Annotated in this window: 21 protein-coding genes and 1 tRNA gene; 11 read left to right on the top strand and 11 right to left on the bottom strand. The window is 66.3% G+C overall.

Annotated elements, in window-relative coordinates; all coding sequences use genetic code 11:
- Nucleotides 1-322: 322 nt before the first annotated feature.
- The 6 genes from lon to IEW24_RS07270 form a co-directional block, all read right to left on the bottom strand.
- Nucleotides 323-2,743, bottom strand: coding sequence for an endopeptidase La (lon, locus tag IEW24_RS07295; RefSeq protein ID WP_188576743.1), 2,421 nt, complete (start codon nucleotides 2,741-2,743; stop codon nucleotides 323-325).
- Between the two features lie 315 nt (nucleotides 2,744-3,058).
- On the bottom strand, nucleotides 3,059-4,327 hold the full coding sequence (clpX, locus tag IEW24_RS07290; RefSeq protein ID WP_188576741.1) for an ATP-dependent Clp protease ATP-binding subunit ClpX: 1,269 nt from the start codon (nucleotides 4,325-4,327) through the stop codon (nucleotides 3,059-3,061).
- A gap of 586 nt (nucleotides 4,328-4,913) precedes the next feature.
- The gene (gene clpP / locus IEW24_RS07285) at nucleotides 4,914-5,546 is read right to left on the bottom strand and encodes an ATP-dependent Clp endopeptidase proteolytic subunit ClpP (RefSeq protein ID WP_188576739.1); all 633 of its coding nucleotides are present in this window, start codon (nucleotides 5,544-5,546) and stop codon (nucleotides 4,914-4,916) included.
- 64 nt (nucleotides 5,547-5,610) lie between these two features.
- Complete coding sequence (tig, locus tag IEW24_RS07280) at nucleotides 5,611-6,960, bottom strand: trigger factor (protein WP_188576738.1); 1,350 nt, start codon at nucleotides 6,958-6,960, stop codon at nucleotides 5,611-5,613.
- Between the two features lie 106 nt (nucleotides 6,961-7,066).
- Nucleotides 7,067-7,151, bottom strand: a tRNA-Leu gene (locus IEW24_RS07275).
- Between the two features lie 169 nt (nucleotides 7,152-7,320).
- Nucleotides 7,321-8,256: a LysR family transcriptional regulator gene (locus IEW24_RS07270; protein ID WP_188576736.1), complete on the bottom strand. Its 936-nt coding sequence runs from the start codon at nucleotides 8,254-8,256 to the stop codon at nucleotides 7,321-7,323.
- 124 nt (nucleotides 8,257-8,380) lie between these two features.
- On the opposite strand from IEW24_RS07270, the gene IEW24_RS07265 reads away from it, so the two are divergent.
- Together IEW24_RS07265 and IEW24_RS07260 are read left to right on the top strand one after the other, a co-directional pair.
- Nucleotides 8,381-9,256, top strand: a complete 876-nt coding sequence (locus IEW24_RS07265) for an aldo/keto reductase family oxidoreductase (protein ID WP_188576734.1) — start codon at nucleotides 8,381-8,383, stop codon at nucleotides 9,254-9,256.
- A gap of 131 nt (nucleotides 9,257-9,387) precedes the next feature.
- Entirely contained in the window at nucleotides 9,388-10,662 is a 1,275-nt protein-coding gene (locus tag IEW24_RS07260; RefSeq protein WP_188576732.1) for a multicopper oxidase family protein, read from the top strand.
- Nucleotides 10,663-10,669: 7 nt separating this feature from the next.
- Here IEW24_RS07260 and IEW24_RS07255 read toward each other — a convergent pair whose 3' ends face one another.
- A complete protein-coding gene (locus IEW24_RS07255; RefSeq protein ID WP_188576730.1) occupies nucleotides 10,670-12,157 on the bottom strand; it encodes an NAD(P)H-hydrate dehydratase in 1,488 nt (495 codons plus the stop codon).
- Nucleotides 12,158-12,374: 217 nt separating this feature from the next.
- Here IEW24_RS07255 and IEW24_RS07250 point away from each other — a divergent pair, with 217 nt between their 5' ends.
- On the top strand, nucleotides 12,375-12,713 hold the full coding sequence (locus IEW24_RS07250) for a P-II family nitrogen regulator (RefSeq protein WP_188576728.1): 339 nt from the start codon (nucleotides 12,375-12,377) through the stop codon (nucleotides 12,711-12,713).
- 46 nt (nucleotides 12,714-12,759) lie between these two features.
- Nucleotides 12,760-14,169, top strand: a complete 1,410-nt coding sequence (glnA, locus tag IEW24_RS07245) for a type I glutamate--ammonia ligase (protein ID WP_188576726.1) — start codon at nucleotides 12,760-12,762, stop codon at nucleotides 14,167-14,169.
- Between the two features lie 109 nt (nucleotides 14,170-14,278).
- On the opposite strand, the gene IEW24_RS07240 is transcribed toward glnA, so the two are convergent.
- Nucleotides 14,279-14,626: an AzlD domain-containing protein gene (locus tag IEW24_RS07240; protein ID WP_188576724.1), complete on the bottom strand. Its 348-nt coding sequence runs from the start codon at nucleotides 14,624-14,626 to the stop codon at nucleotides 14,279-14,281.
- Nucleotides 14,623-15,369 carry an AzlC family ABC transporter permease gene (locus IEW24_RS07235; RefSeq protein ID WP_244644205.1) on the bottom strand — a complete coding sequence of 249 codons (747 nt, stop codon included), beginning with the start codon at nucleotides 15,367-15,369 and terminating at the stop codon, nucleotides 14,623-14,625. Before IEW24_RS07235 ends, IEW24_RS07240 begins: the two co-directional genes overlap by 4 nt.
- Before the next feature lie 191 nt (nucleotides 15,370-15,560).
- Between IEW24_RS07235 and pabB the strand changes: the two genes are divergently transcribed.
- Genes pabB through IEW24_RS07220 form a run of 3 tightly spaced genes read left to right on the top strand, consistent with a single transcriptional unit; the run spans nucleotide 15,561 to nucleotide 18,366 of the window.
- The gene (gene pabB / locus IEW24_RS07230) at nucleotides 15,561-16,952 is read left to right on the top strand and encodes an aminodeoxychorismate synthase component I (RefSeq protein WP_244644204.1); all 1,392 of its coding nucleotides are present in this window, start codon (nucleotides 15,561-15,563) and stop codon (nucleotides 16,950-16,952) included.
- Nucleotides 16,949-17,746 (top strand): aminotransferase class IV, encoded by a 798-nt coding sequence (locus IEW24_RS07225; RefSeq protein WP_188576720.1) that lies wholly within the window; start codon nucleotides 16,949-16,951, stop codon nucleotides 17,744-17,746. Before pabB ends, IEW24_RS07225 begins: the two co-directional genes overlap by 4 nt.
- A complete protein-coding gene (locus tag IEW24_RS07220; protein WP_188576718.1) occupies nucleotides 17,743-18,366 on the top strand; it encodes a GNAT family N-acetyltransferase in 624 nt (207 codons plus the stop codon). The genes IEW24_RS07225 and IEW24_RS07220 overlap by 4 nt, the downstream gene beginning before the upstream one ends.
- Nucleotides 18,367-18,398: 32 nt before the next feature.
- On the opposite strand, the gene IEW24_RS07215 is transcribed toward IEW24_RS07220, so the two are convergent.
- Entirely contained in the window at nucleotides 18,399-18,956 is a 558-nt protein-coding gene (locus IEW24_RS07215) for a hypothetical protein (RefSeq protein WP_188576717.1), read from the bottom strand.
- Nucleotides 18,957-19,203: 247 nt separating this feature from the next.
- Nucleotides 19,204-20,022 (bottom strand): SapC family protein, encoded by an 819-nt coding sequence (locus IEW24_RS07210; protein ID WP_188576715.1) that lies wholly within the window; start codon nucleotides 20,020-20,022, stop codon nucleotides 19,204-19,206.
- A 421-nt stretch (nucleotides 20,023-20,443) separates the two neighbouring features.
- Between IEW24_RS07210 and IEW24_RS07205 the strand changes: the two genes are divergently transcribed.
- The 4 genes from IEW24_RS07205 to IEW24_RS07190 are packed head-to-tail and all read left to right on the top strand — an operon-like array spanning nucleotide 20,444 to nucleotide 26,343.
- A complete protein-coding gene (locus tag IEW24_RS07205; protein WP_188576713.1) occupies nucleotides 20,444-23,452 on the top strand; it encodes a xanthine dehydrogenase family protein molybdopterin-binding subunit in 3,009 nt (1,002 codons plus the stop codon).
- Nucleotides 23,449-24,273 carry an FAD binding domain-containing protein gene (locus tag IEW24_RS07200; protein WP_188576711.1) on the top strand — a complete coding sequence of 275 codons (825 nt, stop codon included), beginning with the start codon at nucleotides 23,449-23,451 and terminating at the stop codon, nucleotides 24,271-24,273. Before IEW24_RS07205 ends, IEW24_RS07200 begins: the two co-directional genes overlap by 4 nt.
- Nucleotides 24,261-24,794, top strand: a complete 534-nt coding sequence (locus tag IEW24_RS07195; protein WP_188576709.1) for a (2Fe-2S)-binding protein — start codon at nucleotides 24,261-24,263, stop codon at nucleotides 24,792-24,794. The genes IEW24_RS07200 and IEW24_RS07195 overlap by 13 nt, the downstream gene beginning before the upstream one ends.
- Nucleotides 24,787-26,343 carry an AMP-binding protein gene (locus IEW24_RS07190; RefSeq protein ID WP_188576708.1) on the top strand — a complete coding sequence of 519 codons (1,557 nt, stop codon included), beginning with the start codon at nucleotides 24,787-24,789 and terminating at the stop codon, nucleotides 26,341-26,343. Before IEW24_RS07195 ends, IEW24_RS07190 begins: the two co-directional genes overlap by 8 nt.
- Nucleotides 26,344-26,346: the final 3 nt, after the last annotated feature.

Below are 26,346 nucleotides of genomic sequence, written 5' to 3'. Positions count from 1 at the left end.
GCACGAAAAACGGGGGACAACCAGCCGTGAAATGAGCTGCGGACCAGCGCCGTCAGTGTCGCGCGAGGGCAAGCGAACACTCACTTTGCCGCGATTCAAGATGCATGCACGCATCCAGATGACCTCTGAAGCGGATCGCAGGCGGTTTCGGTCACGATCTCTGGCGTGGGGAGGCAAAGGCGTTTTCCCGCTTCCCCCACGGGCAGCCTCTGTCCTCACCAGCTCACACAGGGAGAAGAACGAGAAGACAGGCCGAAAACGCAAAATCCCGGCGCCGCTAGGCGGCGCCGGGATCTATCTTCACTCAGGAACGCGATGCGGATCAGTGAGCAACCAGGCCCGATGCATCCTCATCCGGAACCACTGCGCCGCTCACCGGCTGTTCGGTCCAGGAGATGGGCTCCGGATGGCGCAGCAGGGCGTGGTGCAGCACCTCATCCATGCGCGACACCGGAATGATCTCCAGCGCGTTCTTCACATTGTCCGGGATGTCCGCCAGATCCTTGGCGTTCTCTTCCGGAATCAGCACCTTCTTGATGCCGCCGCGCAGGGCGGCCAGCAGCTTCTCCTTGAGGCCGCCGATGGGCAGAACGCGGCCGCGCAGCGTGATCTCGCCGGTCATCGCCACGTCGCGGCGCACGGGAATGCCCGTGAGCACGGAGACAATGGTGGTGGCCATGGCGACGCCGGCGGACGGACCGTCCTTGGGAGTCGCGCCCTCGGGCACATGGACATGGATGTCCCGGCGCTCGAACAGCGGCGGCTCGATGCCGAAGTCCACCGACCGCGACCGCACATAGGAGGCGGCGGCCGAGATGGACTCCTTCATCACATCGCGCAGGTTGCCGGTGACGGTCATACGACCCTTGCCGGGCATCATCACGCCTTCGATGGTCAGCAACTCGCCGCCCACCTCGGTCCAGGCGAGGCCGGTGACGACACCCACCTGATCCTCGCGCTCGATCTCGCCATAGCGGAAGCGCGGAACACCGAGGAAGTCCTCGAGGTTCTTCGCCGTCACCTTCACCGACTTCTTCTTGGAGATAACGAGTTCCTTCACCGCCTTGCGGGCCAGTGTGGAGATCTCGCGCTCCAGGTTACGCACGCCCGCCTCGCGGGTGTAGCGGCGGATCACCTGCATGAGGGCCGCATCGTCGATGGACCACTCCTTGGGCTGCAGGCCATGCTTCTGCAGGGCGCTGGGGATCAGATGCTTGCGCGAGATCTCCGCCTTCTCGTCCTCGGTGTAACCGGCGATGCGGATCACCTCCATACGGTCGAGCAGCGCCGGGGGAATGTTCAGCGTGTTCGCCGTGGTCACGAACATCACGTTCGAGAGGTCATAATCGACCTCCAGATAGTGGTCCGCGAAGGTGCTGTTCTGCTCGGGGTCGAGGACCTCCAGCAGGGCAGCGGACGGATCGCCACGGAAGTCGGCGCCCATCTTGTCGATCTCGTCGAGCAGGAAGAGCGGATTCGACTTCTTGGCCTTGCGCATGGACTGGATGATCTTGCCCGGCATGGACCCGATATAGGTCCGCCGATGGCCGCGGATCTCCGCCTCGTCGCGCACGCCGCCAAGGGAGACGCGCACGAACTCGCGGCCCGTCGCCTTGGCGATGGAACGGCCAAGCGAGGTCTTGCCGACGCCCGGAGGGCCGACGAGGCACAGGATCGGGCCCGCCAGCTTGTTGGCGCGGCTCTGCACCGCCAGATACTCGACGATGCGCTCCTTGACCTTGTCGAGGCCGTAGTGATCCGAATCCAGGATCGACTGGGCGAAGGGCAGGTCCTTCTTGACCTTGCTCTTCACGCTCCACGGGATCGACAGCAGCCAGTCCAGATAGTTGCGCACCACGGTGGCTTCCGCCGACATGGGCGACATCTGGCGGAGCTTCTTCAGCTCGTGCGTGGCCTTCTCGCGCGCTTCCTTGGTCAGCTTGGTGCGCTTGATCCGGTCTTCCAGCTCCTGAAGGTCATCCCGGCCGTCCTCGTCGCCGAGTTCCTTCTGGATCGCCTTCATCTGCTCGTTGAGATAGTACTCGCGCTGGGTCTTCTCCATCTGGCGCTTCACCCGCGTACGGATGCGCTTCTCCACCTGGAGCACGGAGATCTCGCTCTCCATCAGGCCCAGCACCTTCTCCAGCCGGTCGGCGACCTTCACGGTCTCCAGCACGGCCTGCTTCTCGGGAATCTTCACCGCGAGATGGGAGGCGATGGTGTCGGCGAGCTTGGCGTGGTCGTCGATCTGGCCGACGACGCCCACCACCTCGGGGGACACCTTCTTGTTGAGCTTCACATAGTTTTCGAACTCGTTGACCACGGAGCGCGCGAGCGCCTCCGCTTCCACCACGTCGCCCGTTTCGTCGGGCAGCGAGATGGCTTCAGCCTCATAGAGATCGGCACGGTCGGTATATTGCACCACCTGGGCGCGGGTAACGCCTTCCACCAGCACCTTCACGGTGCCGTCGGGCAGCTTCAGCAGCTGCAGGACAGTCGCCAGCGTGCCGACGCGATAGATGGCGTCGGTCGCCGGATCATCGTCCGAAGCGTTCTCCTGCGTGGCCAGCAGGATATAGGTGTCGCCGCGCATCACTTCTTCAAGCGCGCGGATGGACTTCTCGCGGCCGACGAACAGCGGGACGATCATGTGGGGGAACACCACGATGTCACGCAGGGGCAGCACGGGGAAAGTCTGAGCGACGCCAGGAACGAGAGGGGGGCGCTGCTTCGGGCTCGTCATGACCCAATCCTTTCAATAGGCGCCGTCGCCGACGGACACGGGTTCGTCTGCGCGGTCGCAGCCGGAGCGGGAACGGGATTTCGATGCTAGAGCGCGGCGGAAACGCCGCGAGAGGCACAGGAACCGAGCCCGGGAACCGGAGTCTTCGTCACAGACATGGAGAGCGCATCGCGGGCTTTCAAGACCGCGAAGACCACGCTCAACGCACCACTTTCCAGCGTCTTCAACCGGCCGAATGCGCGGGCCGTTCCGCGAACAGGTTCAAATGCTTCCCCCGCTCCTGAGAGGCGGGGGAAGCCGAGAGCTTGCGCCCTGTCACGCACTGGCGCCGGCGTCGCCGACACGATCCGCATAGATGTAGAGGGGACGCGCGTTCTGCTCGACCACTTCCTTGCTGATCACCACTTCCTCCACGCCCTCAAGGCCGGGGAGATCGAACATGGTGTCCAGCAGGATGCCTTCCATGATGGAGCGCAGGCCGCGCGCGCCGGTCTTGCGCTCGATGGCCTTGCGGGCGATGGCGCCAAGCGCCTCCTCGTGGATGGTGAGATCCACATTCTCCATCTCGAACAGGCGCTGATACTGCTTCACAAGCGCGTTCTTCGGCTCGGCCAGGATCTGCTTGAGAGCCGCCTCGTCGAGGTCGCCCAGCGTCGCCAGAACCGGCAGACGGCCGATGAACTCGGGGATGAGGCCGTACTTCAGCAGATCCTCGGGCTCCACCTCACGGAACACCTCGCCGGGGCGGCGGTCTTCGACCGGAGCCACCTTGGCGGAGAAGCCGATGGAGGTGCCGCCCTTGCCGCGGCCGGCGATGATCTTGTCGAGGCCGGCGAAGGCGCCGCCGCAGATGAACAGGATGTTGGTGGTGTCCACCTGCAGGAATTCCTGCTGCGGATGCTTGCGGCCACCCTGGGGCGGGACGGAAGCCACCGTGCCTTCCATGATCTTCAGCAGCGCCTGCTGCACGCCCTCGCCCGAGACGTCGCGGGTGATGGAGGGGTTGTCGGACTTGCGGCTGATCTTGTCGATCTCGTCGATATAGACGATGCCGCGCTGCGCCCGCTCGACATTGTAGTCGGCAGCCTGCAGCAGCTTGAGGATGATGTTCTCCACGTCCTCGCCCACGTAACCGGCTTCGGTCAGCGTGGTGGCGTCGGCCATGGTGAACGGCACGTCCAGAATGCGCGCCAGCGTCTGGGCCAGCAGCGTCTTGCCCGAGCCCGTGGGGCCGATGAGCATGATGTTGGACTTGGCCAGTTCCACATCGCCATGCTTCGTGGCGTGGTTCAGGCGCTTGTAGTGGTTGTGAACCGCCACCGAGAGGACCTTCTTCGCATGGTCCTGGCCGATGACGTAATCATCGAGGACCTTGCGGATTTCCTTCGGGGTCGGGATGCCGTCCCGCGACTTCACCAGCGAGGACTTGGATTCCTCGCGAATGATGTCCATGCACAGTTCGACACACTCGTCGCAAATGAAGACCGTAGGTCCTGCGATGAGCTTTCGGACCTCGTGCTGGCTCTTGCCGCAGAACGAGCAGTAAAGCGTGTTCTTGCTGTCGCTGCCGCCGGTCTTGCTCATCTTCGTCTCCGTGCGGTCCATTCACTCCGTCGGATGCCCTTGCTGAAGGAGCCCCCCGCGGCGCGAGATGGAACCCTTGTGGAAGGAAGGCACCCCGCGGGCGCCCGCTTCCGTTAGCGGCCTGCGCCGCCCTTCGGTGAGATCCGGCCCTCGCGAACCGATCCCGCCATCCTCAGCCTGCTTTCCACAACCCTGAGTTAACACCCTCAGACTTGCGGCTACCTGTCGTAACGCACGGCCATCACGAGGCCGGGCATTTCCTTCCCACCGGAAGGCGATCCACTCTGCACACCCCACGCATGTTGCCATGCATATGGCGTGCCGGAGACCTGCCTGCCAGACCAATCCCGCATGACGATGATATGTTTCATCGCGCACGCCGGATCGTGCGCCGCCATCGGATATGATGGCTACGTCGGAAACGCCGAGGCGGATGTTATTGCCCCGGCTCACCGCCATCCGGAAACAACCGAAATGGCGGGGCTCCGACGCAGCCGGTCCAACGCCGGCTATCGGAGCATGCAAGCGCGATATGGCGGTGCACGCAAGAGCGTTGCGTGCACCTCCCCCGGAAAAACCGAAGGTATCAGGCCTTGGCAGGCTCTTCAGAAGGGCGCTTGTCGATAACCGTATCGATCAGCCCAAACTCCTGCGCGGTGGCGGCAGTCATGAAATTGTCGCGCTCCAGGGCGTCCTCGATCTTCTCGATCGGCTGGCCCGTGTGCTTCACATAGATTTCATTCAGCCGCTTCTTCAGGCTCATGATCTCCTGCGCATGCAGCATGATGTCCGTGACCTGACCCTGGAACCCGCCGGACGGCTGGTGAACCATGATTCGAGCGTTCGGCAGAGCGAAGCGCAGGCCCTTCTCACCGGCAGTCAGCAGCAGGGAGCCCATGGAGGCAGCCTGGCCGATGCACAGCGTGGACACCGCCGGGCGGATGAACTGCATGGTGTCGTAGATCGCGAGACCCGACGTCACCACGCCGCCCGGCGAATTGATGTACATGGAGATTTCCTTCTTGGGGTTTTCAGCCTCAAGAAAGAGCAACTGCGCCACCGCCAGCGTGGACATCCCGTCTTCCACCGGACCGGTCAGGAAGATGATCCGCTCCTTCAGGAGACGGGAATAGATGTCATACGCGCGCTCTCCCCGGTTGGTCTGCTCGACCACCATGGGGACGAGGTAATTCATGTAAGTATCTACAGGATCACGCATTTTCAGTCCTCGGCGCAGGGAGGGCGCGCGCTATCGTCGCAGGCGGAGTAAAGGAGGCCTGAAATCAGGCCGCCTTCTCCTCATCTTCCTTGTAGAGCTCCTCGCGCGAGACCTGCTTCTCGGTCACGTTGGCGAGCTCCAGAAGGAAATCGACGACCTTCTCTTCGAACAGGGGCGCGCGGAGGGAAGCCATCGCCTGCGCATTGCGGCGATAGTAATCCCACACCTGCTGCTCCTGACCGGGGAACTGACGCGCCCGCTCCACTACCGCGCGCGTCACTTCGTCGTCGCTGACCTGAATATTGTTACGCTCGCCGATCTCCGCAAGAACCAGACCAAGGCGCACGCGACGCTCGGCAATCTTCTGGTACTCGGCGCGGGCGTCCTCTTCCGTGGTGCCCTCGTCCGCGAACGTGCGATTCTGCTGGGTCAGGTCCTGCTGCACCTGGTTCCACACGCCCTCGAACTCCTGCTCCACCAGGGTGGGCGGCACGTCGAACTTGTGGCCGGCGTCGAGCGCGTCCAGCAGCTGGCGCTTCACGCGCTGGCGGGTGGCGCCCTCATGCTCCTTGGAGATGCGCTCACGCACGTTCTCCTTGAGCTTGTCCAGGCTCTCGAGGCCGAGGGTCTTGGCGAACTCGTCGTCGATCGCCAGATCGCCGGGGGCTTCGATGCCCTTGGCGGTCACGGCGAAGGAGGCTTCCTTGCCCGCCAGCTCGGCCGACAGATAGTTCGTCGGGAAAGTGACAGTGATGGTACGTTCCTCACCAGCCGAGAGGCCGATCAGCTGCTCCTCGAAGCCGGGGATGAAGCTGTTGGAGCCGATCACCACCGGGATGTCCTGGCCGGCGCCGCCGTCGAACGGCACGCCGTCGATGGAGCCGACGAAGTCAACGGTGATCCGGTCGCCGGAGGCAGCCGCGCCTTCCTTGGCGCTGAACGGACGGTTGGCGTCGGAGATGCGCTTGATGGTCTCGTCCACCTCTTCGTCGGAGACGATAGCCACCGGCTTCTCGATGGCGATGTCCTTGAAGTTGCCCAGCTCGATGGCGGGCAGCACTTCCAGCTCGACGGTGTACTTGAGGTCGGCGGCGCCCTCGATGACGCTCTTCACCTCGTCCTCGGCCTCAGGCAGCGCGACCTTCGGGGGCAGCGCGAGACGCAGCTTGTTGTCCTCGACGATCTTGCCGTTGGCCTCGGTCACGGCCTGCTCGATCACCTCGGCCATGACGGACTTGCCGTACAGCGCCTTGAGATGGGCCACCGGCACCTTGCCGGGGCGGAAGCCGTTGATCTTCACCTTGTCCTTGAGCTCAACCAGGCGATCCTGGGCCTTGGCATCAAGGTCGGCCGCGGGGAGAACCACGGTATAGGCGCGCTTGAGGCCCTCGGCCTGGGTTTCAGTCACCTGCATCGTCTTGCCTTCATCCATAGGCCGCCCTTGCTGGACGGTCCGGTTCGAATTCTCTGGCGCCGCCGGAGCGGGAGCGCCCTCATCCCTCACGGAAACGGGTGCGGCGTGGTGCGGGCGGAGGGTTTCGAACCCCCACGACTTGCGTCACGGGAACCTAAATCCCGCGCGTCTACCAGTTCCGCCACGCCCGCCTGCGGACTTTGAAATCCGCGCACCGAGGCGCACACCATCGCCCGTTCGACCGATTGACTCGGGTCCGGCCGGGTTGGGGCTTATATCACGCTCGGTTTCCCGTGCAGCAAGAAAAAGCACGCCTCGGCTCCCTCTCCGGGTGTGAATTGCGCGCAACCCGCGGGGCAGTCAAACCCCACCCCTGCTCGCGCCCACCTGCCCCTGCGTTCCAAGCCCCTTGACGAAATCGATGAAGGCCCGCAGCGGCGCCGGCACCAGCCGCCGGCCGGGGTAATACAGGAAGGGGCCGCTGAAGCTCGGCCACCAGTCCTCCAGCACCGGCTCCAGCCTGCCGCTATCGAGATGCGGCCGGATCCAGTCCTCGAAGATGAACATCACGCCGCCACCGGCGAGGGCCACGTCCAGCACGAGATCCGTGGCAGGGCCCAGAGAGGTCAGCAGGCGCGCCGGAGGATCGATCAGAACGGTCTCGCCATCCCGCTCGAACTCCCACGGCGGCACTACACCGCTGGGAAAACGACCGCTGAGGCAGGCATGCTCCAGAAGGTCGCGGGGATGCGCGGGACGCCCCGCCTGCGCCAGATAGGCCGGAGCGGCGACAGCGGCAAAGCGCTGGATGCGTGGCCCGATGGGAACCGCGATCATGTCCTGCTCAAGCCGCTCATCATAGCGGATACCCGCATCGCAGCCGGCAGCGATCACATCCACGAAGCTCTCGTCGGCCATCACCTCCAGCCGGATGTCCGGATAGGCTGCCAGAAAGCCGGGCACGATAGCGGGCAGCACCAACCGGGCTGCGCTGACCGGCACGTTGAGCTTGAGCGTGCCGGCGGGGCGATCACGAAAGCCGTTCACCACATCCAGCGCTGCCTCCACCTCGGAAAGCGCGGGCGTGAGCCGGGCCAACAGGCTTTCCCCCGCCTCCGTCGGCACCACGCTGCGGGTGGTGCGGTGGAGCAGCCGGACGCCCAGTTGCGCCTCCAGGCGCCGTACAGCCTCGCTGAGGGCGGAGGCGCTGATACCGCTGGCGCGGGCGCCATCACGAAAGCCCCTGGCCCGCGCCACAGCCACAAATGCGTTGAGGTCGCTCAGATCAGCCTTCACGTCGCATCCATTGTTCGAAAATCCGCACAGACCGTACCGATAATCCCCGATTATCGCACGAAGCGACAAGGCCTATGTCAGCGTCATGGAACGGGCAGAAGCCCTCCCCCGAAGGAGCACAGCGATGACCAACGTCGAAAAATCCGGCACCTATCGTCTCGGCGATCGAATGGTGAAGCGCCTGGGCTATGGCGCCATGCAGCTCGCCGGCCCGGGCGTGTTCGGCCCGCCGAAGGACCGGGATGCTGCGCTGGCCGTTCTGCGCGCCGCCATCGCAGCGGGCGTGGATCATATCGACACCAGCGACTTCTACGGGCCTCACGTCACCAACCAGATCATCCGCGAGGCTCTGGCGCCTTATCCGAAGGATCTCGTCATCGTCACCAAAATCGGCGCCCGCCGTGGCGACGATGCCTCATGGCTGCCCGCCTTCGCCCCGGATGAACTGAAGCGTGGTGTGGAGGACAATCTACGCAACCTCGGACTGGACGCACTCGACGTGGTGAACCTGCGCCTGATGTTCGATATCCACGGTCCGGCGGAAGGCCGCATCGATGACATGCTCTCGGTGCTGGCAGACCTTCAGCGGCAGGGCCTTGTGCGCCACATCGGCCTCAGCAACGCCACGCTCAATCAGGTGAAGGCCGGCCAGGACATCTGCGAGATCGTCTGCGTGCAGAACCAGTACAATCTCGCCCATCGCGCCGACGACCCGCTGATCGACGCCCTTGCAGAGATGGGCATCGCCTATGTGCCCTTCTTCCCGCTGGGCGGCTTCAGCCCGCTGCAGTCGGCTACCCTGTCGGAGGTTGCCCACAGGCTCGGTGCGACGCCCTTGCAGGTCGCTCTCGCCTGGCTGCTCAAGCGCGCGCCCAATATCCTGCTGATCCCCGGCACCTCATCCGTGGCCCATCTGGAGGAAAATCTCGCCGCTGCCGCCCTTGAGCTGCCAGTTGCGGAATTGCACGCCCTCGACGGCATCGGCGCCAAGGCCGCCTGACCATTCTCCGGACGAAGCGGGAGCGCTGCGGCGCACCATGCCCGCAACGCCTATAAGGCTGAAATCCCTTGCCCATTTCCCATGGGCAAGGGAAAGTTCGCATGCTGCTGTCCCCAGTGTGGAGAGGTGTCATGCGCGTTCCGGTCCCATCCCGTCGCGCCGTCCTCACCGGCGCCGCAGCCCTTGTCCTGGGTGGTGCGCTGCCCCGTTTGGCGCTCTCCCAGAATACTCCGGCCGTCCCCACGCCCGCCGGGCGGCTGCTCAAGGTCGGCACCGCCGACCGGATCGAACTGGCCGGCTCGGATCCTGTGTCACTCTTCGACGGCGCCCTCCCCGGCCCGATCCTGCGCGTGAAGCGGGGCCAACCGCTCTCCGTGGCGGTGGCCAACGGCCTCTCCGGCCCGCTCGACATCACCTGGCACGGCGTGCGCCTGCCCAACGCCCTTGATGGCGTGCCCGGCCTTACCGGCCCGGCCATCGCCGCCGGCGAAACCCGCGACATCCGCTTCGCCCCGCCGGACGCCGGCACCTTCTGGTATCACGCCTTCGATGGCGTCCTGACCCGCCGGGCGCTGGCAGGCGCGCTGATCGTGGAGGAGGAAACCCCGGCCGCGTTCGGCGCCGACCATGTGATGCTGCTTCAGACCTGGGGTGTGGACGCCACCACGCAGATGCCGGTCATCACCGTCAACGGCGCCGTCTCGCCGACGCTGGAGGCGCCCGCCGCCAGCCGCGCGCGACTGCGGCTGATCAATGCCTCCCCGGAGTTCCTGCCGCTACGCGTGGCGGAGACGCAAAGCTGGGTGATGGCCATCGACGGCCAGCCGGTCACGCCCTTCGTGCTCAAGGATGGCCGGATGCAGCTGGTGCCGGGCGGCCGCATCGACCTTGCGATGGACATCAACCTGAACGGCGCATCGGCCAATCCCATCAATGTGCAGGTGGAACTGCTGCGCGGCCCGATCGAACTGGCGCTGATCGCTCCCGTGGGCGGCAGCAATACCCCGGCGCCGGCCAGCACCCCACAGGCACTTCCCGCCAACCCGCTCCCCTCGGATATCCCGCTACAGGGCGCGGTGCGGGCGGAACTGGCCATCGGCGTGGCACCTGCGGATCTCGCCCGTATCCCGGTCCTCAGCACGGTTCCGGTCGGGAAATCGCTCGTCTTCGCCCTGAACAATACGTCGGAGGTGCCGGTCGCCGTCCATTTTCACGGCATGCCGGTTCGGCTGCTGGATGGCGCGGATGATGGCTGGAAGCCCTGGTGGCACGACACCGTTCCCGTGCCGGCCAAGCGGACCGTGCGGGTGGCGGTGCGGCCAGATACCCCCGGCAAATGGGCCATCATCGCCCGCGCGGCGGGCACCGGCGAGGCCGTGGCCGCCGCGGCCTATGAGGTGAAATAAGCGCGCGTCAGAGCGCGCCAGCCTCCTCGAACAGCTTGCGATAGACACCCGGAAGCGCTTCCGGCAGATCGTCGGCGATGAGGCCCGGCCCGAACGCCCGGGCCGCTTCGCCATGCAGCCAAACACCCGCCGCCGCCGCCTCGTAGGCCGGCATGCCCTGGGCCAGCAGACCGCAGATGATGCCCGCCAGCACGTCGCCCGCACCGGCGGTCGCGAGATAGGGGGGCGCATTGGCGGCGATGGCCGCCCGGCCATCCGGAGCCGCAACCACGGTATCCGCCCCCTTCAGCACCACCACGCCGCCCAGCGCCTGCGCCGCAGTGCGGGCACGGGTGAGCTTGTCGGCATCGGCGGAGACTACATCACCGAAGAGCCGGCCGAACTCGCCCTCATGGGGCGTCACCACCGTTCCGGCTGCCGAACCGACAACATCTGCCAGTCCCTTGAGATCGCCAGCGAAACTGGTGAGGGCATCAGCATCCAACACCAGATGGCGCCCCGCCCCGGTGGCGGCCGACACGAGATCCCGCGTCGTGGCGCCAACGCCAAGGCCCGGCCCCATCACAATCGCTGACAACCGCCTGTCCTCCAGCAGATGCCGAAGATCGCTCGCCTCTTCCACCGGCCGCACCATGAGCGCGGCATAGGATGCCGCATGCATGGGCAACGCCGCCTCGGGCGCGCCCACCGTGACAAGACCGGCCCCGGCTCGCAGGCAGGCCCGCGCGGCAAGCCGCGCCGCCCCCGCTGTCCACCGCCCGCCACTCACGACGACGGCATGACCGCGCGCATATTTGTGGCCGCCGGCAGATGGAATGGGAAAGGCCGGGAGCCAGAGAGCGGGCTCATTGGCGCTGGTCTTCGGCCGGATCTCGTCGAGTACAAGGTCGGGAATGCCGATATCCGCCACCCGCAGCTTGCCGCACAGGGTCCGTCCGGGCAGCAGCAGATGACCGGGCTTGCGGCGGAAGAAGGTGACGGTCTCCACCGCCTGCGCCGCCACGCCCCGCACAGCGCCCGTGGCACCATCGACGCCGGACGGCAGGTCCACCGCAATCACCGGCTTGCCGCTTGCCGCCATGCGCGCCACGACCGCACGCGCCACACCATCCAGATCACGGGTCAGACCGGCGCCGAACAAGGCATCCACGATGAGGTCGGCATCCTCGGGATCGAAGGCGGCGGCATCTTCCACCGCGCCGCGCCACCGCTCCGCCGCCTGCGCCGCATCCCCGGTGAGCCGGCCGCGATCCCCCAGCAAAGCGAGGCGAACGCGGAAACCGCGCTGCGCCAGCAACCGTGCCGCCACGAAGCCATCGCCGCCATTGTTGCCCGGCCCGCAGAGGATGGTCACGCGCGTCACGAGGGGACGCCGGGCCACCACATCCGCCACCGCCGCCCCGGCCTTGTCCATGAGCGTGATTCCAGCGGTACCCCATTCCATGGCGAGACGATCGGCACGTGCCATTTCCTGCGGATCGAGCAGATGGGTCATCGCCCGGCCTTCCAGAGGCTGCCTAAAACACATCCAGATATGGAACCAAGTTCAGCAAAATCGTGCATGTTTTTTAATCTCTCTGCTCACTATGAAGGCACAACTCGCCATCCACAACTGCGGCAAACGCGGGAATGGCGCGGGTGGCATGTATCGTGCTTACAGGTGTGCGGCTCGCCCGCTCGGCGGAGGGGACGGGCCACGGGAGACGGAGCGCATGAAGAAGATCGAGGCGATCATCAAGCCCTTCAAGCTCGATGAGGTGAAGGAGGCCCTGCAGGACGTCGGCCTCCAGGGTATCACAGTTACCGAGGCGAAAGGTTTCGGGCGCCAGAAGGGTCATACCGAGCTGTACCGCGGCGCCGAGTACGTGGTGGACTTTCTCCCGAAGGTGAAGATCGAGGTGGTGCTGGCCGACGACATGGTCGAAAAGGCAGTGGACGCGTTGAAGCGTGCTGCCCAGACCGGTCGCATCGGCGACGGCAAGATCTTTGTTTCCAATATCGAGGAAGCCATCCGTATCCGCACCGGTGAAACTGGCCTCGACGCCATCTAACCTCCGAAATCCCGCAAGCTTACCTTCAGGAAAGGCGTTTGATCCAATGAAGACGGCCAAGGAAGTCCTCGACTTTATCAAGTCGAACGACGTGAAATACGTCGACCTGCGCTTCACCGACCCGCGCGGCAAGTGGCAGCATGTCACCTTCGACATCACCATGGTCGATGATGAATTCTTCGCCGAAGGCCAGGCCTTCGACGGCTCTTCGATCGCCGGCTGGAAGGCCATCAACGAATCCGACATGCTCCTCATGCCGGACGTGACCACTGCCTGCGTCGATCCCTTCTTCTCCGAGACCACGCTCTCGATCGTCTGCGACGTGCTCGAGCCGACCACCGGCGAGCCCTACGGCCGTGACCCGCGCGGCATCGCCAAGAAGGCGATGGCCTACCTGCAGTCCACCGGCATCGGCGACACCGTGTTCTTCGGCCCCGAGGCCGAGTTCTTCATTTTCGATGACGTGAAGTTCAAGGCTGACCCGTACAATACGGGCTTCAAGCTGGACTCCATCGAGCTGCCGACCAACGGCGACACCGATTATGAAGGCGGCAACCTCGGCCACCGCATCAAGACCAAGGGCGGCTACTTCCCGGTGCCCCCGCTCGACAGCGCCCAGGACATGCGCTCCGAGATGCTCGCCTCCATGGCCCGCATGGGCGCGAAGGTCGAGAAGCACCACCACGAAGTGGCGTCTGCCCAGCACGAGCTCGGCCTGAAGTTCGGCCAGCTCGTCACCATGGCCGACCACCTGCAGATCTATAAGTACTGCATCCATCAGGTCGCCAACATCTATGGCAAGACCGCGACCTTCATGCCGAAGCCGGTCTATGGCGACAACGGCTCGGGCATGCACGTGCATCAGTCGATCTGGAAGGACGGCAAGCCGCTCTTCGCCGGCGACAAGTATGCCGACCTCTCGCAGGAGTGCCTGTGGTACATCGGCGGCGTCATCAAGCATGCCAAGTCGCTGAACGCCTTCACCAACCCGCTGACCAACTCCTACAAGCGTCTGGTCCCGGGCTATGAGGCTCCGGTGCTGCTGGCCTATTCGGCCCGCAACCGCTCGGCTTCCTGCCGTATCCCCTACACGAGCAACCCGAAGGCCAAGCGCGTCGAGGTCCGCTTCCCCGATCCGGGCGCGAACCCCTACCTCGCCTTCGCGGCCCTGTTCATGGCCGGCATGGACGGCATCCTGAACAAGATCGATCCCGGCGCGGCCATGGACAAGGATCTGTACGATCTGCCCCCGGCCGAGCTGAAGCAGATCCCGACCGTCTGCGGTTCGCTCCGCGAGGCGCTCGAGTCGCTCGCCAAGGACCACGACTACCTGCTGAAGGGCGACGTGTTCCAGAAGGACTTCATCGAGTCCTACATCGACCTCAAGATGCAGGAAGTCGCTCGCTTCGAGATGACCCCGCACCCGGTCGAGTTCGAGATGTACTACTCGGTCTGATCCTCAAAGGGGCGCCGGTCTTCGGGCCGGCGCCACAGGATCGGATCTCAAGGATCGGGGCGCCTTCGGGCGCCCCTTTTCGTTTGGGGATCTTCTGTCTGATGGGAGCTCAGTGAAGGCCCAGCCACCAGATGCCGCCCAGCAGCACCACCTGCGCCGCAACCACACCCGCCAGCACAGAACGTTTGATGAGGAGGAAAGCCAGCACACCTGCCACCACCGAGGCGAGGCGCAGGCTCAGTGGCACCCCCACCAGAGCGCCGGTGGGCATGAAGACGAGGCGGCCAACCACAGCCGCCAGCAGCGCGGTCGCCACCGCCTTGATCCAGAGGAACAGCTCGCTGCCCGCCTCCACCCGGCGACCGGCAAAGATGGCAAGCCAGCGCCAGACTTCCGTAGGCAGGAAGCCGACGACGATGACGATCAGCGATGCGATCAGCACATTGTCGTAAATCATGCCGCCCGCCGCTTCATCAGCCGCGCCAGCGCATAGGCCAGCGTGCCGCCGCCCACCCCGCCGATCATCAGGTCCATGCCCCCGCCCAGCCCCGCCACCAGCGGCGCCGAGGCGAGGCCAAAGCCGAGCGCCATCCAGTCCAGCGGCGTGTTCGCCCCGCGCACCATGAGGATGGTGAAGGAGGCCGGCGTCAGGAACAGCAGGCCGGCGCCGAACGCCGGCGGCAGGCTTCCGGCCAGCGCGAAGCCGATCCAGGTGGCCAGCGTGCTCACCGCCACATAGGTGGTCCCCATGGCAAGCGTATAGGTGAGCCGCCCCTCCACGGGCACTTTCGGCAGAAGGCGCATGCCCTCCACCCACATGGTCATGGCCACGTAATGGGACGCCCAGAGCTCACGCCAGGTCGACTGCTCCCGTCCGCGCACGAAAGGCGCCAGCGCCACCACCATGGGCAGGAGGCGGATGGAGGAGAGGCCCACCGCCAGCGCGATGGCCGGCAGCGCCGTTCCGGCGGCCAGCCCGCCGATCAGGATCACTTGCGCCGGCAAGGCCCAGATCAGCACCGTGGACAGCATGCCCGGCAGGAGCGGGAAGCCGACACCCTGCAACAGGCCGCCGAAGCCGATGTAGGAGGCGATCAGCACGAGCAGCGGCACCGACATGGCGCCGCGCACGCCCAGCCGCACATAATGCAGCCGGCCATGGGAGACAGGCGGAACGGTCTCGGTCATTACATCGAGCATGAACACGTCTTCGCATGGCGGGATCTCATGATCCTGTAGCATCGGCCCGTTCGTTGCGGCAGGCACCGTGGCGCATGGCTCGCGGCGGCGGCGCGCGGAGCACAGACTTGCGTCCCCTGCCGCAAGGTGAAAGTTACGCCGGTGCGGCAGAATCGCCCGCCCGGCCCCCATTCTCTGGAGACTGCCCGCCCGTGCTTGTGGTGCCCCTTGCCTATGGCGATCCCATCCAGCTGTTCCGCACCTTTGCCGATGATCCGGTCGCGGCACTGCTGCACAGCGCGGCACCGGATGCGGCACGCGGGCGCTATTCCTATATCGCCGCCGAGCCCTATGAGGTGCTGCGGGCCGACACGACGGGCGTCACCCGCGACGGTCGGCCTGTCGCCGGCGGTCCTTTCGCCGTTCTTGCGCAGGCGCTGGCGGACCATGCCGGGCCAACGCCCGCAGACGCGCCGGTGCCGTTCACAGGGGGCGCCGTGGGCTTCCTCTCCTACGAGCTCGGGCGCCATGTGGAGCGCCTGCCAGCGCCCCGGCCCGGCCCGCCGATCCCCGATCTGCTCATGGGGCTCTATGACGTGGTGCTGGCCTTCGACCATGTGGCCCGTGCCGCCTGGCTCCTCAGCTCCGGGCTGCCGGAGCGGACGGAAGCCGCCCGGACGCGGCGTGCCAAGGTACGCGCCGACGCGATACTGGCCCGCCTCGCCGCCGCTCCGCCCGCTCCTGCGCTGGACTGGTCCGCCACCGCCCGCTGGACGGCGGATCTGGAACGCGCCGAGATGGAGGCGCGCATCGCCCGCGCGGTGGATTACATCCACGCGGGCGACATCTTCCAGGCCAACATCACGCAGATCTTTCGCGCGCCCTGTCCGGACGGCCTGTCCGACTATGATCTCTACCGCCGCCTCACCGCGCTGAGCCCGGCCCCCTTCTCGGCCCTGCTCACCGCCGGGCCGGATCTCGCCGTGATCAGCGCCTCTCCGGAGCGCTTCCTGCGCCTGTCGCCGGAGGGCATCATCGAGACGCGTCCCATCAAGGGCACGCGGCCGCGCGGGGCCGACCCACGGGAGGATGAGCGGTTCGCCGCCGAGTTGCGCGACAGCGCCAAGGACCGGGCGGAAAACCTGATGATTGTGGACCTGATGCGCAACGATCTCGGGCGCGTCTCGCGCCTCGGCAGTGTCGAGGTGCCGCAGCTCTGCGCGCTGGAGACCTTCGCCTCCGTGCATCATCTCGTCTCCGAGGTTCGTGCGCATCTGCGACCGGGCCTCGGCGCGGTGGATCTGCTCCGTGCCAGCTTTCCCGGCGGCTCCATAACCGGCGCACCGAAGGTGCGCGCCATGGAGATCATCCATGAGCTGGAGCCTGCCCCGCGGGGTGTCTATTGCGGCGCTATCGGCTGGATCGGCTTCGATGGCGCCATGGACTCATCCATCGTCATTCGCACCCTCACCCGTACCGGGCAGACGCTGATGGCACAGGCGGGCGGCGGCATCGTCGCCGACAGCGACCCTGCTGCGGAGTATGAGGAGAGCCTGATCAAGATGCAGCCGCTGCTGCGCGCCGTCACCGGAGATGCCCCATGACGTCCCAGCCTCTCGTCTGGCTCAACGGAGCGCTGGTGCCGATCGACACCGCCCGCATCGCGCCCGGAGATCGCGGCTTCACGCTCGGCGACGGCCTGTTCGAGACCCTTGCGATCCGCGACACCGTCCCGGAACGCTGGCAAGCGCATCTGACACGCCTCTCGACCGGAGCCGCCATTCTCGGCCTGCCCCTGCCGCCCCTCGACCTGCTGGCCCTCACCGCCGCGCTCACCGCCGCCAACGGCCTGCGCGATGGTGTGCTGCGGCTCACCGTGACGCGGGGGGAAGGTCCGCGCGGCGTCCTGCCGCCGGCCACGCCGAACCCCACCGTGCTGGCGACCCTCGCACCGCGTGCCGCGCCGCTGCCACCAGCCCGTCTATGCCTCGCGCAGGTGACGCGGCGCAACGAGCACTCCCCACTGGCGCGCATCAAGTCACTCAACTATCTCGATAATATCCTTGCCAGGCAGGAGGCCCAGCGACGCGATTGCGATGATGCCCTCCTGCTCAATACGCAGGGACGCATCGCCGAGAGCACCATTGCCAATCTGTTCGCCGTACGCGACGGCGCCCTATTCACCCCGCCCGTAAGCGAGGGCGCGCTGCCCGGCGTGATGCGGGCCGAGCTTCTCGCGCGGGGCGCCCGCGAAACGCCACTCGGTGTGGAGGATATCGCGCAGGCCGATGAGCTTTTGCTCACCTCCAGCCTCGGCATCCGCTCCGTGGCGTCCTGCGAGGGGCGGTCCTACGCCTCGTTCGCAATGGCCGAGCGACTGCGAGCGGAGCTGGCATGAGCATCCCCCAGCTGCCTTTTCCGCGCGTGCCGGTCCCCTACTCCACACCGCCCGAGGCCATTCAGGGGCCAAGGATCAAACTTCGGCTGTGGCGGCAGTCGGACTGGGACGGGCTGGCCGCCATGCTGGCCGATCCGGAGGTGATGGAGCATCTGATGCCCGTGGAGGGCAGAGCGGCCAGCGACGAGGTTGCCCGCCGCATCGAGCGCCATTTCGCCACCCACGGCTTCGGCCTGTGGGCCATCGAGCTGCCGGGCATCTCTCCGTTCATCGGCTACACCGGACTGGTGCATGTGCCCTTCATCGCCACCTTCACGCCGGCGGTGGAGATCGGCTGGCGCATCCAGAAGGCTTTCTGGGGCCAGGGCTATGTGAGCGAAGCGGCACGCCTGACGCTTGCGGACGGCTTCTCGCGGCTCGATCTCACCGAGATTCTGGCGCTGACCATTCCCGCCAATCTGCGCTCGCAGGCAGTGATGCGGCGGCTCGGCATGAGCCACGATCCGGCGGAGGATTTCGACCATCCGAGCGTGCCGCCGGGCCACCGCCTGCGCCGGCACGTGCTCTACCGCCTCTCGCGCGAAACCTTCATGGCAGCGGCCGAAGACACCGCTCCCTGAGGTCGGTGGACCCTGTTATGTACTGGCGACGCTCAACCGAAGGCTATGGCGCGGATCTGCCGGGAGCCCGGATCAATCTGCAGGTTCACGCGATCCTGCCGCCAGTCGAACGCCAGCGCATCGCCGGGATGATAGACTCGCAATTCGCGGCCGATCAGGCTGGAGATGGGATCGGTGGCGGATATGACGCCGGAATTCACCGGGCTCGCCCAGCGGGGACCATCCATGACCTGGGGCTCCTGTGGCTCCGCAGGCGCCTCGAACGGCACTTCAAGCACATTTGCGCGCGCATGCACGCGCACGCCCTTCAGCGGACGCCCTTCGCCCCAATAGCTTTCCGGCGCCCGCTCCAGCAGGATTTCCGCGGTGATGGGCGTGACCACTTCCAGCGCGATGCCAAACGGCGGGGCTGCCGTAAAGTCAAAGTCCTGAATGCCATCTTCGGGCGGTGCAATGTAGAACCAAGGCTCTAGCAGGGGCGCCTTCCATCCCGAGGTCGGAACCTCTCCGATGGCGACCACGCTTAATCTGGTCGGTCTGCTCTGCAGTACGGCCAGATGGACCGCCCTAATCTCAAGAATGCGTTGCATGCAAAATCCCCCGCCCGGCGCAAAGCCTGCGGGGCGGCATCATTTCACCGCTAGAACGTTCACGCAATCGCAATCCAGACGTGCAAATCAACTTTCGCCGATGCTCGTTCCGGTCGGAAATCACGTTCGAAATGCAACGAGCCGCGATGGGAAGACACGCGGGCGATCGGCAAGCCTTAGCCCTTGCCGACAGGCGTCCAAGCCTGATTTTACAGGCCTGGACGCAAGAAAGCCCGCGTCTCCCGGATCAGCGCTTCGGTGCCGCCTCGTCGACGAGAACCTGCCAGGACAGCTGCGAGGCGAGGTGCAGGACGATGAGGTCGAGCCAGCCGTTGGCATGGAAAGTGGCGACCACATCCTTCGGCAGCGCGCGGAATGCGGGCTCATCCACGATGCGGAAGCCGTTGACCTGCATGGTTGCCGCAGCACCCTCAACGGGCCCGCCGGCAGCCCGGGCGGGATCGTTGTAACGGATCTCCACAGCCTTCTCGATCAGCAGGCCATTGGCCTTCAGCGCCTCCGCGAATGCCGCCGTGCGCTCATGCTCCTGCGTATAGGCCTCGCACAGCGCAATGGCGGCACGGCTCACCTGCGTGGGGGCTCCGGCCGCATCGAACAGGGGTTCGGCATCCACGCCCTTGCGGCGATGGTCGCTGACCACATGATCGCTGGCACCGTCCATACCGAGCATCAGAGGCCCGCCAGCATCGCTGGCCATGCCGATGAAAGGATAGCGGCGCAGGTAGCTCGGCACATAGGTGCCGGGACGCCAGCGGCCATCCTCCCCGACGAACAGGTTCTGCCCGGCCTTGATACCCGTCACGATCAGCGGCGCGGCATGATCATCGCTGGAAAACACCAGCGGATAGTAACGCCCCGCCGCAGCGAATTCCCCAACCACCACGGGAATGGCGGTTGCCTTCGCGCAGAAGCCGAAATCGCGGGTGCGCAGCAGGCCGAGGTTGGCGTGGTCGGTCGCCCGGATCAGGACGGGATCGCGATAAAACAGCGGCAATCCGGCTGCCCCGGCTTCGACTTTGCTGGCGGTGTTGGTCTTGAGGCTCATGTCTGCCTTCTGATCGGTTCGTGAAGCCGGCTGCCCTCAGGGGACTTGTTGTGCATTTGGCGCAGGCGCACAGCGTTCCGCAAGCACAGACTTTCATTCAAGCCGCGCGACACACCCGTTCGACGCAAGCTGATGAAATGCGGCCGCAGCCGGAGCCGGCATCGAGAACGACCGCCGAGGATCAATAGAAAACAACCGGTATGAACAGAGTGACGTTTGGGGCGCCGCCTCAGGTTTATCTTCAGCAACACCCTCATCGCATTGCGCCAGGACATTGATGCGGCGCAGCATAGCGAATGAGACGATTTGGTCAGACATGAGACGACGGGGCATGGTTCCGCCCCGCCCTCCCCGGCAACCTCCCGGCTAATGAAGCGCTGTCCCACCGAGGCGGCGCACAGCCTTGAGGAAACTGCCGTCGATGCTGGACGTCTCCCACAAGGAGAATTGGCTGGGCCGTGATGTGGAGCGGGTGGAAGACGCCGCCCTCCTCACCGGCCGGGGCCGCTACATGGACGATCTGGGCACCCGGCCCGGCACGCTCCATATGGCGATCCTGCGCTCACCGCACGCCCATGCGGACATCGTCAGCATCAACTGTTCTTCGGCTCAGCAACTGACCGGCGTTGCCGCAGTCCTGACCGGCGAGGACATCACGAAATACACCACCAGCCTCGTCGTGGGCGTCAAGGCGCCCGTCACCTGCTGGCCCATGGCGGTCGGACGCGTGCGCTATGTGGGCGAGCCGGTGGCGCTGGTGGTGGCACGTGACCGCTATGTGGCCGAGGACGCGCTGGATCTCATCGAGGTGCGCTACGAGACCCGCACCGCCGTGGTGGACCCGCTCGCAGCCATGGAAGACGGCGCGCCGCTGCTGCATGACGGCTTCGCCCGCAACACCGCCTCCGACCGCAGCTTCCGCTATGGTGATCCCGAGAGCGCGTTTGCTGCCGCCGCCCACCGCATCTCGCTCTCGATGCACTATCCGCGCAATTCCTGCACCCCCATCGAGACGTATGGCCTCGTCGCCGAGTACGACCCCGGCGAGGATGCCTATGACGTGCTGGCGAACTTCCAGGGGCCGTTCTCCATTCATGCGGTGATCTCGCGGGCGCTGAAGGTGCCCGGCAATCGCCTGCGCCTGCGCACCCCGCCGGACAGCGGCGGCTCCTTCGGCATCAAACAGGGCATCTTCCCCTACATCGTGCTCGGCGCTGTGGCCGCGCGGGTTTCGGGCAAGCCGGTGAAGTGGATCGAGGACCGCCTCGAACACCTCATGGCCTCGGTGTCCGCCACCAACCGCGCCACCACCCTCACCGCCGCCGTCACACCTGAAGGCCGCATCACGGCGCTGGACTGGGACCAGGTGGAGGATTGCGGCGCCCATCTGCGCGCCCCCGAGCCCGCCACGCTCTACCGCATGCACGGCAATCTCACGGGCGCCTACGACATCCCCCACGTGCGGGTACGCAACCGGGTGGTCGTGACCAACAAGTGCCCCACCGGCCTCAATCGCGGCTTCGGCGGACCGCAGGTCTATTTCGCGCTGGAGCGGCTCGTGCAGCGCATCGCGGTGGAGCTTGGCCTCGATCCGCTGGCTGTCATCCGCCGCAACCTCGTGCCCACCGGCGCCTTCCCCTATCGCACCGCCCCAGGCGCGCTGCTGGACAGCGGCGACTACGCCGGCACGCTGGAGAAAGGCATAGCCGAGGGTGGCCTTGCCGAGTTGCTTGCCCGCCGCGATGCCGCGCGGGCGGAAGGCCGGCTCTATGGCATCGGCTATGCAGCGGCGGTGGAGCCCTCCATCTCCAACATGGGCTATATCGCCACCGTCCTCACCCCCGCCGAACGCAAGAAGGCGGGGCCGAAGAACGGCGCCCAGGCCACCGCCACCATCAGCATCGACCCCGTGGGTTCGGTGAGCGCGCATGTGGCCTCGGTGCCGCAGGGCCAGGGCCACCGCACCGTCATCGCACAGGTGGTGGCGGATGCCTTCGGCCTCGCCCCCGCCGACATCCGCGTCAATGCGGAGATGGACACTGCCAAGGACGCATGGTCCATCGCCTCGGGCAATTATTCCAGCCGCTTCGCCGGTGCCGTCGCGGGCGCGGCAAGCCTTGCGGCCAAACGGCTCGCGGAGCGTCTCGCCCGCATCGCCGCCGCCCAGCTCAACGTTCCGCCGGACGAGGTGGTGTTTGCCGGCGGCAAGCTGGCCGCGAAGGGCAATCCGGGCAATGCGCTCTCCTTCTCGCGCGTGGCCGCACTCTCCCACTGGTCGCCTGCTCAGCTACCGGACGACACGGCCCCCACCATCCGCGAGACTGCCTTCTGGACCCCGCCGGAGCTCACGGCGGCGGATGACGCCGACCACATCAACTCGTCGCTCTGCTACGGTTTCATCTTCGATTATTGCGGCGTCGAGATCGACCGCGACACCGGCGAGATCCATATCGACCGCTACGTGACCGCCCATGACTGCGGCACCATTCTCCACCCCGGCATGGTTGACGGACAGATAAGGGGCGGCTTCGCCCATGCGCTCGGCGCCGCGTTGCTGGAGGAATATGCCTACGGCCCGGACGGCAGCTTCCTGACCGGCACCTTCGCCGACTATCTGCTGCCCACCACCACCGAGGTGCCAGAGCCGGTCATCATCCACACCCAGACCCCCTCCCCTTTCACGCCATTGGGCGCCAAGGGCGTGGGCGAGGGCAATTGCATGTCCACCCCCGCCTGCCTCGCCAATGCGGTGGCGGACGCGCTGGGCGTGGCCGACATCCGTCTGCCCATGGTGCCTTCCGCCATCGCCGCCTTGATCCAGGGCGAGGAGCGCCCGGCACCCGAAGGGCTGAAGGCCCGCAGCAATGCCCCCAAGGCCACGGGCGCAAAGGGCGAGAAGATGATGCGCGGCGAGGGCCGCGCCAGCATCGGCGCCCCGCCGGAAAAGATCTGGGCGATGCTACTCGACCCAAAGACGCTGGAGAGCATCATTCCCGGCGCCCATGGGGTGGAAAAGGTCAGCGACACCCATTTCCGCGCCGACGTGACGCTGGGCATCGGCCCGGTGAAGGGCCGCTATCGCGCGGAAGTCACCTTGTCCGATCTCGACGCGCCGAAAGCGGTTACGCTGGGCGGCAAGGTGGAGGGCAACCTCGGCTTCGGCGGCGGTTCCGGCCGCATCACCCTCACTCCCGACGCCAAGGGCGGCACGGACCTGTCCTACACCTACGAGGCCTTCGTGGGCGGCAAGGTGGCGAGCGTGGGCGGGCGCCTGCTGGACGGCGCCGCCAAGGTCATCATCGGCCAGTTCTTCTCCGCCTTGGCGCGACGCGCCGGTGGTTCGGGGGGTGCCGCCTCCGGACCCGGCCTGCTGGCGCGCATCCTTTCTCTGCTGTCCCTGTTCTCCGGATCGAAGGGAGACGGCAAATGAAGCCCGCCCCGTTCGATTTCGTGCGCGCCGACAGCCGCGCCGAAGCGCTGTCCGTGCTGAAGGCGGAAGGCACCGACGCCCGCATCATCGCCGGTGGCCAGTCTTTCATGGCCATGCTCAACATGCGCCTCGCCCGCCCCAAGGTGCTGGTGGACATCATGCGCCTCGCCGACCTCGCCACGCTCTCGGAGGCGAAAGGCGACGTTCTGGTGGGCGCTGGCATCCGGCAGGCACGCCTTCTGGCATGGGATGACCTCTCCCGCACCCTGCCGCTGATCGCCAAGGCACTGCCCTACACCGGCCATGTGCAGACCCGCGCGCGGGGCACGGTGTGCGGCTCCATCGCCCATGCGGACCCGAGCGCCGAGCTGCCGCTCTGCCTCGTGGCGCTGAAGGGCCATGTGCACCTCGCCACCGCCAAAGCCAAACGCAAGGTGGCGGCGGCGGACTTCTTCACCGGCATGATGGCCACCGCCAAGGCCGATGACGAGATGATCGAGGCGGTCTCCTTTCCCGTGGCGGGCCGCGAGGGCACCGCCTTCCGCGAGATCGCCCGCCGGCATGGCGATTTCGCCATCGTGGCCTGCGGCGCGGTGGCCACCGACACCGGCATCCGCCTCGCGGTGGGCGGCGTCGCGGACGTGCCCACCGCCCGCGACTTCCCACTGCTGGAAGGCTCTGCGCTGGACGATGCGCTCAACAGCTTCGCCTACGAGTTGGATGCCCGCGACGACGTGCATGCCAGCGCGCGCTACCGGCGTGAACTGGTGCGACGCATTGGCCGCGCCACCATCGAGGAGGCCCTGACATGCCGCGCCTGAGCGCCGACCAGCGCCACACGGTGGCCTTCACCCTCAACGGCCTCCCCGTGGACGGCGTGGCCGAGCCGCGCATGCTGCTGTCCGACTTCCTGCGCCAGACCCTGGGTGCCACCGGCACCCACGTGGGCTGCGAGCACGGCGTCTGCGGCGCCTGCACGGTGGAGGTGGACGGCATGCTCGCCCGCTCCTGCCTCACGCTGGCCGTGCAGGTGGATGGCGCGTCCATCCGCACGGTCGAGGGCCTCGCCCCGGCGCCGGACCGTCTCTCCGTCCTGCAGGCGGCTTTCCGCCGCCACCACGCCCTCCAGTGCGGCTTCTGCACCGCCGGCATCCTGATGTCGCTGGACGCCTTCCTGAAGGCCAATCCGGAGCCCGATGAGGCTCAGGTGCGCGACCTGCTCTCCGGCCATCTGTGTCGCTGCACCGGATACACGCCCATCGTCCGCGCTGCGCTGGAGGCGGCCGCCGAACTTTCCGCACAAGACACCGCCGCATGCCAAGAGGAACCCGCCCATGCTTGATCTCGGCACCAGCTTCGTCGCCAGCGTCGCCCGCGATCCGGATGCGCTCGCGCTGGTGGATGGTGATCTCAGGCTCACCTACCGCCAGTGGTACGCCAGGATCTCGAACGTGGTAGCGGCGCTCAACCGCGCGGGCCTCAAGCCCGGCGACCATCTGGTGAGCATCCTGCAGAACCGCTGGGAGGCCGCGACCCTGCACTGGGCCAGCCAGTTCGCCGGCATCGTCATCACCCCCATCAACTGGCGCGCCAAGGCCGACGAACTTGATTTTTGCCTGGAGGATTCCGAGGCGCGCGGCGTGGTGTTCGAGGAGGTGTCCCAGGCTGCCGTCGCCGGCAGCAAACTGGCTGGCGGCCTGTTGTGCATCGCCGTCGGGACCGAAACGCCGGAGGGCGCGCATTCCTTCAGCGCCATGACCGAGGGCGATGCACCGGAGGCCGAACCTCGCGTGGGGGCCGATGCCTGGTCCATCATGCTCTACACCTCGGGCACCACCTCCAAGCCCAAGGGCGTGCCGCGCCGCCACCGCGCCGAGCGCGCCGCCGGCATCGCCCATGTGGCCCAAAACCTCTACCGGCAGGGGGAGGTGACGCTGGGCGTGATGCCGCTCTATCACACCATGGGTGTGCGCTCGCTCATCGCCATGTCGGTGATTGGCGGCGCCTTCGTCTGCCTGCCGCGCTACGACACGAAGAAGGCATTGGCCTCTATCGCGGCCGAAAAAGTCACCAACCTCTATCTGGTGCCCACCCTTTACCACGACCTCGTGCACGATCCCGTCTTTGCACAGACGGACGTCTCCAGCGTGCGCAAGCTGGGCTTCGCCGGCGCGGCGATGACCGACGGCCTGCTGAAGAAGCTCGACGCCGCCTTCCATCCCGAGCTGTTCGTGAACCATTACGGCTCATCCGAAATCTACACCTTCACCATCGACCAGAAGGCCATTCGGAAGCCTGGTTCGGCAGGACGCGCAGGCATCAACCAGATGATCCGTGTGGTGAAGCTGGATGCCCGCACACCGGATGACGTCGCCGCTCCCGGCGAGGAAGGCGAGATCATCGCCCTGCTGGCCGGCGACGAGGCGTTCGAGGGCTATTGGCGCCGTCCCGAGGCGGATGCCAAGTCGCTGCGCGACGGCTGGTACTTCACCGGCGACACCGGGATGATCGACGCCGATGGCGACCTGTTCGTCACCGGCCGCATGGACGACATGATCATCACCGGCGGCGAGAACGTCTTCCCCGCCGAGATCGAGAGCGCGCTGTCCCTGCATCCTGCCGTGTCCGAAGTGGCGGTGGTGGGCCTGCCGGACGAGAAATGGGGCAAGGTCGTCACCGCCTTCATCAAGAAGAGCGCACCAGTCACAGCGGAAGAGCTGGACCAGCACTGCCGCACCTCCGGCCTTGCCAATTTCAAGCGCCCGCGCCGCTTCGTCTTCGTGCAGGACATCCCGAAATCGCCAGTGGGCAAACTCCTGCGCCGCTTCCTGGTCTCCGGCGACTACGTGGCCGAGCCCGAGAGCCAGCCCCGCCGGCAGGGTGCCGCCTGATCC

The sequence above is a fragment of the Azorhizobium oxalatiphilum genome (genome assembly GCF_014635325.1).
Taxonomy (GTDB): Bacteria; Pseudomonadota; Alphaproteobacteria; order Rhizobiales; family Xanthobacteraceae; genus Azorhizobium; species Azorhizobium oxalatiphilum.
The sequence above is the reverse complement of the archived record's forward strand: the minus strand, read 5'-3'. Positions and strand labels throughout refer to the sequence as shown.

Excerpts from the sequence above, each read along its gene's own strand:
- IEW24_RS07190 (WP_188576708.1), top strand. The coding sequence starts at position 24,787 with ATGCTTGATCTCGGCACCAGCTTCGTCGCCAGCGTCGCCCGCGATCCG.
- IEW24_RS07265 (WP_188576734.1), top strand. The coding sequence starts at position 8,381 with ATGACCAACGTCGAAAAATCCGGCACCTATCGTCTCGGCGATCGAATG.
- IEW24_RS07240 (WP_188576724.1), bottom strand. The coding sequence starts at position 14,626 with ATGATTTACGACAATGTGCTGATCGCATCGCTGATCGTCATCGTCGTC.
- clpP (WP_188576739.1), bottom strand. The coding sequence starts at position 5,546 with ATGCGTGATCCTGTAGATACTTACATGAATTACCTCGTCCCCATGGTG.
- IEW24_RS07235 (WP_244644205.1), bottom strand. The coding sequence starts at position 15,369 with ATGCTCGATGTAATGACCGAGACCGTTCCGCCTGTCTCCCATGGCCGG.
- tig (WP_188576738.1), bottom strand. The coding sequence starts at position 6,960 with ATGCAGGTGACTGAAACCCAGGCCGAGGGCCTCAAGCGCGCCTATACC.
- IEW24_RS07225 (WP_188576720.1), top strand. The coding sequence starts at position 16,949 with ATGACGTCCCAGCCTCTCGTCTGGCTCAACGGAGCGCTGGTGCCGATC.
- IEW24_RS07250 (WP_188576728.1), top strand. The coding sequence starts at position 12,375 with ATGAAGAAGATCGAGGCGATCATCAAGCCCTTCAAGCTCGATGAGGTG.
- IEW24_RS07255 (WP_188576730.1), bottom strand. The coding sequence starts at position 12,157 with ATGACCCATCTGCTCGATCCGCAGGAAATGGCACGTGCCGATCGTCTC.
- IEW24_RS07195 (WP_188576709.1), top strand. The coding sequence starts at position 24,261 with ATGCCGCGCCTGAGCGCCGACCAGCGCCACACGGTGGCCTTCACCCTC.
- IEW24_RS07260 (WP_188576732.1), top strand. The coding sequence starts at position 9,388 with ATGCGCGTTCCGGTCCCATCCCGTCGCGCCGTCCTCACCGGCGCCGCA.
- IEW24_RS07215 (WP_188576717.1), bottom strand. The coding sequence starts at position 18,956 with ATGCAACGCATTCTTGAGATTAGGGCGGTCCATCTGGCCGTACTGCAG.
- clpX (WP_188576741.1), bottom strand. The coding sequence starts at position 4,327 with ATGAGCAAGACCGGCGGCAGCGACAGCAAGAACACGCTTTACTGCTCG.
- glnA (WP_188576726.1), top strand. The coding sequence starts at position 12,760 with ATGAAGACGGCCAAGGAAGTCCTCGACTTTATCAAGTCGAACGACGTG.
- IEW24_RS07205 (WP_188576713.1), top strand. The coding sequence starts at position 20,444 with ATGCTGGACGTCTCCCACAAGGAGAATTGGCTGGGCCGTGATGTGGAG.
- IEW24_RS07220 (WP_188576718.1), top strand. The coding sequence starts at position 17,743 with ATGAGCATCCCCCAGCTGCCTTTTCCGCGCGTGCCGGTCCCCTACTCC.
- lon (WP_188576743.1), bottom strand. The coding sequence starts at position 2,743 with ATGACGAGCCCGAAGCAGCGCCCCCCTCTCGTTCCTGGCGTCGCTCAG.
- IEW24_RS07210 (WP_188576715.1), bottom strand. The coding sequence starts at position 20,022 with ATGAGCCTCAAGACCAACACCGCCAGCAAAGTCGAAGCCGGGGCAGCC.
- IEW24_RS07200 (WP_188576711.1), top strand. The coding sequence starts at position 23,449 with ATGAAGCCCGCCCCGTTCGATTTCGTGCGCGCCGACAGCCGCGCCGAA.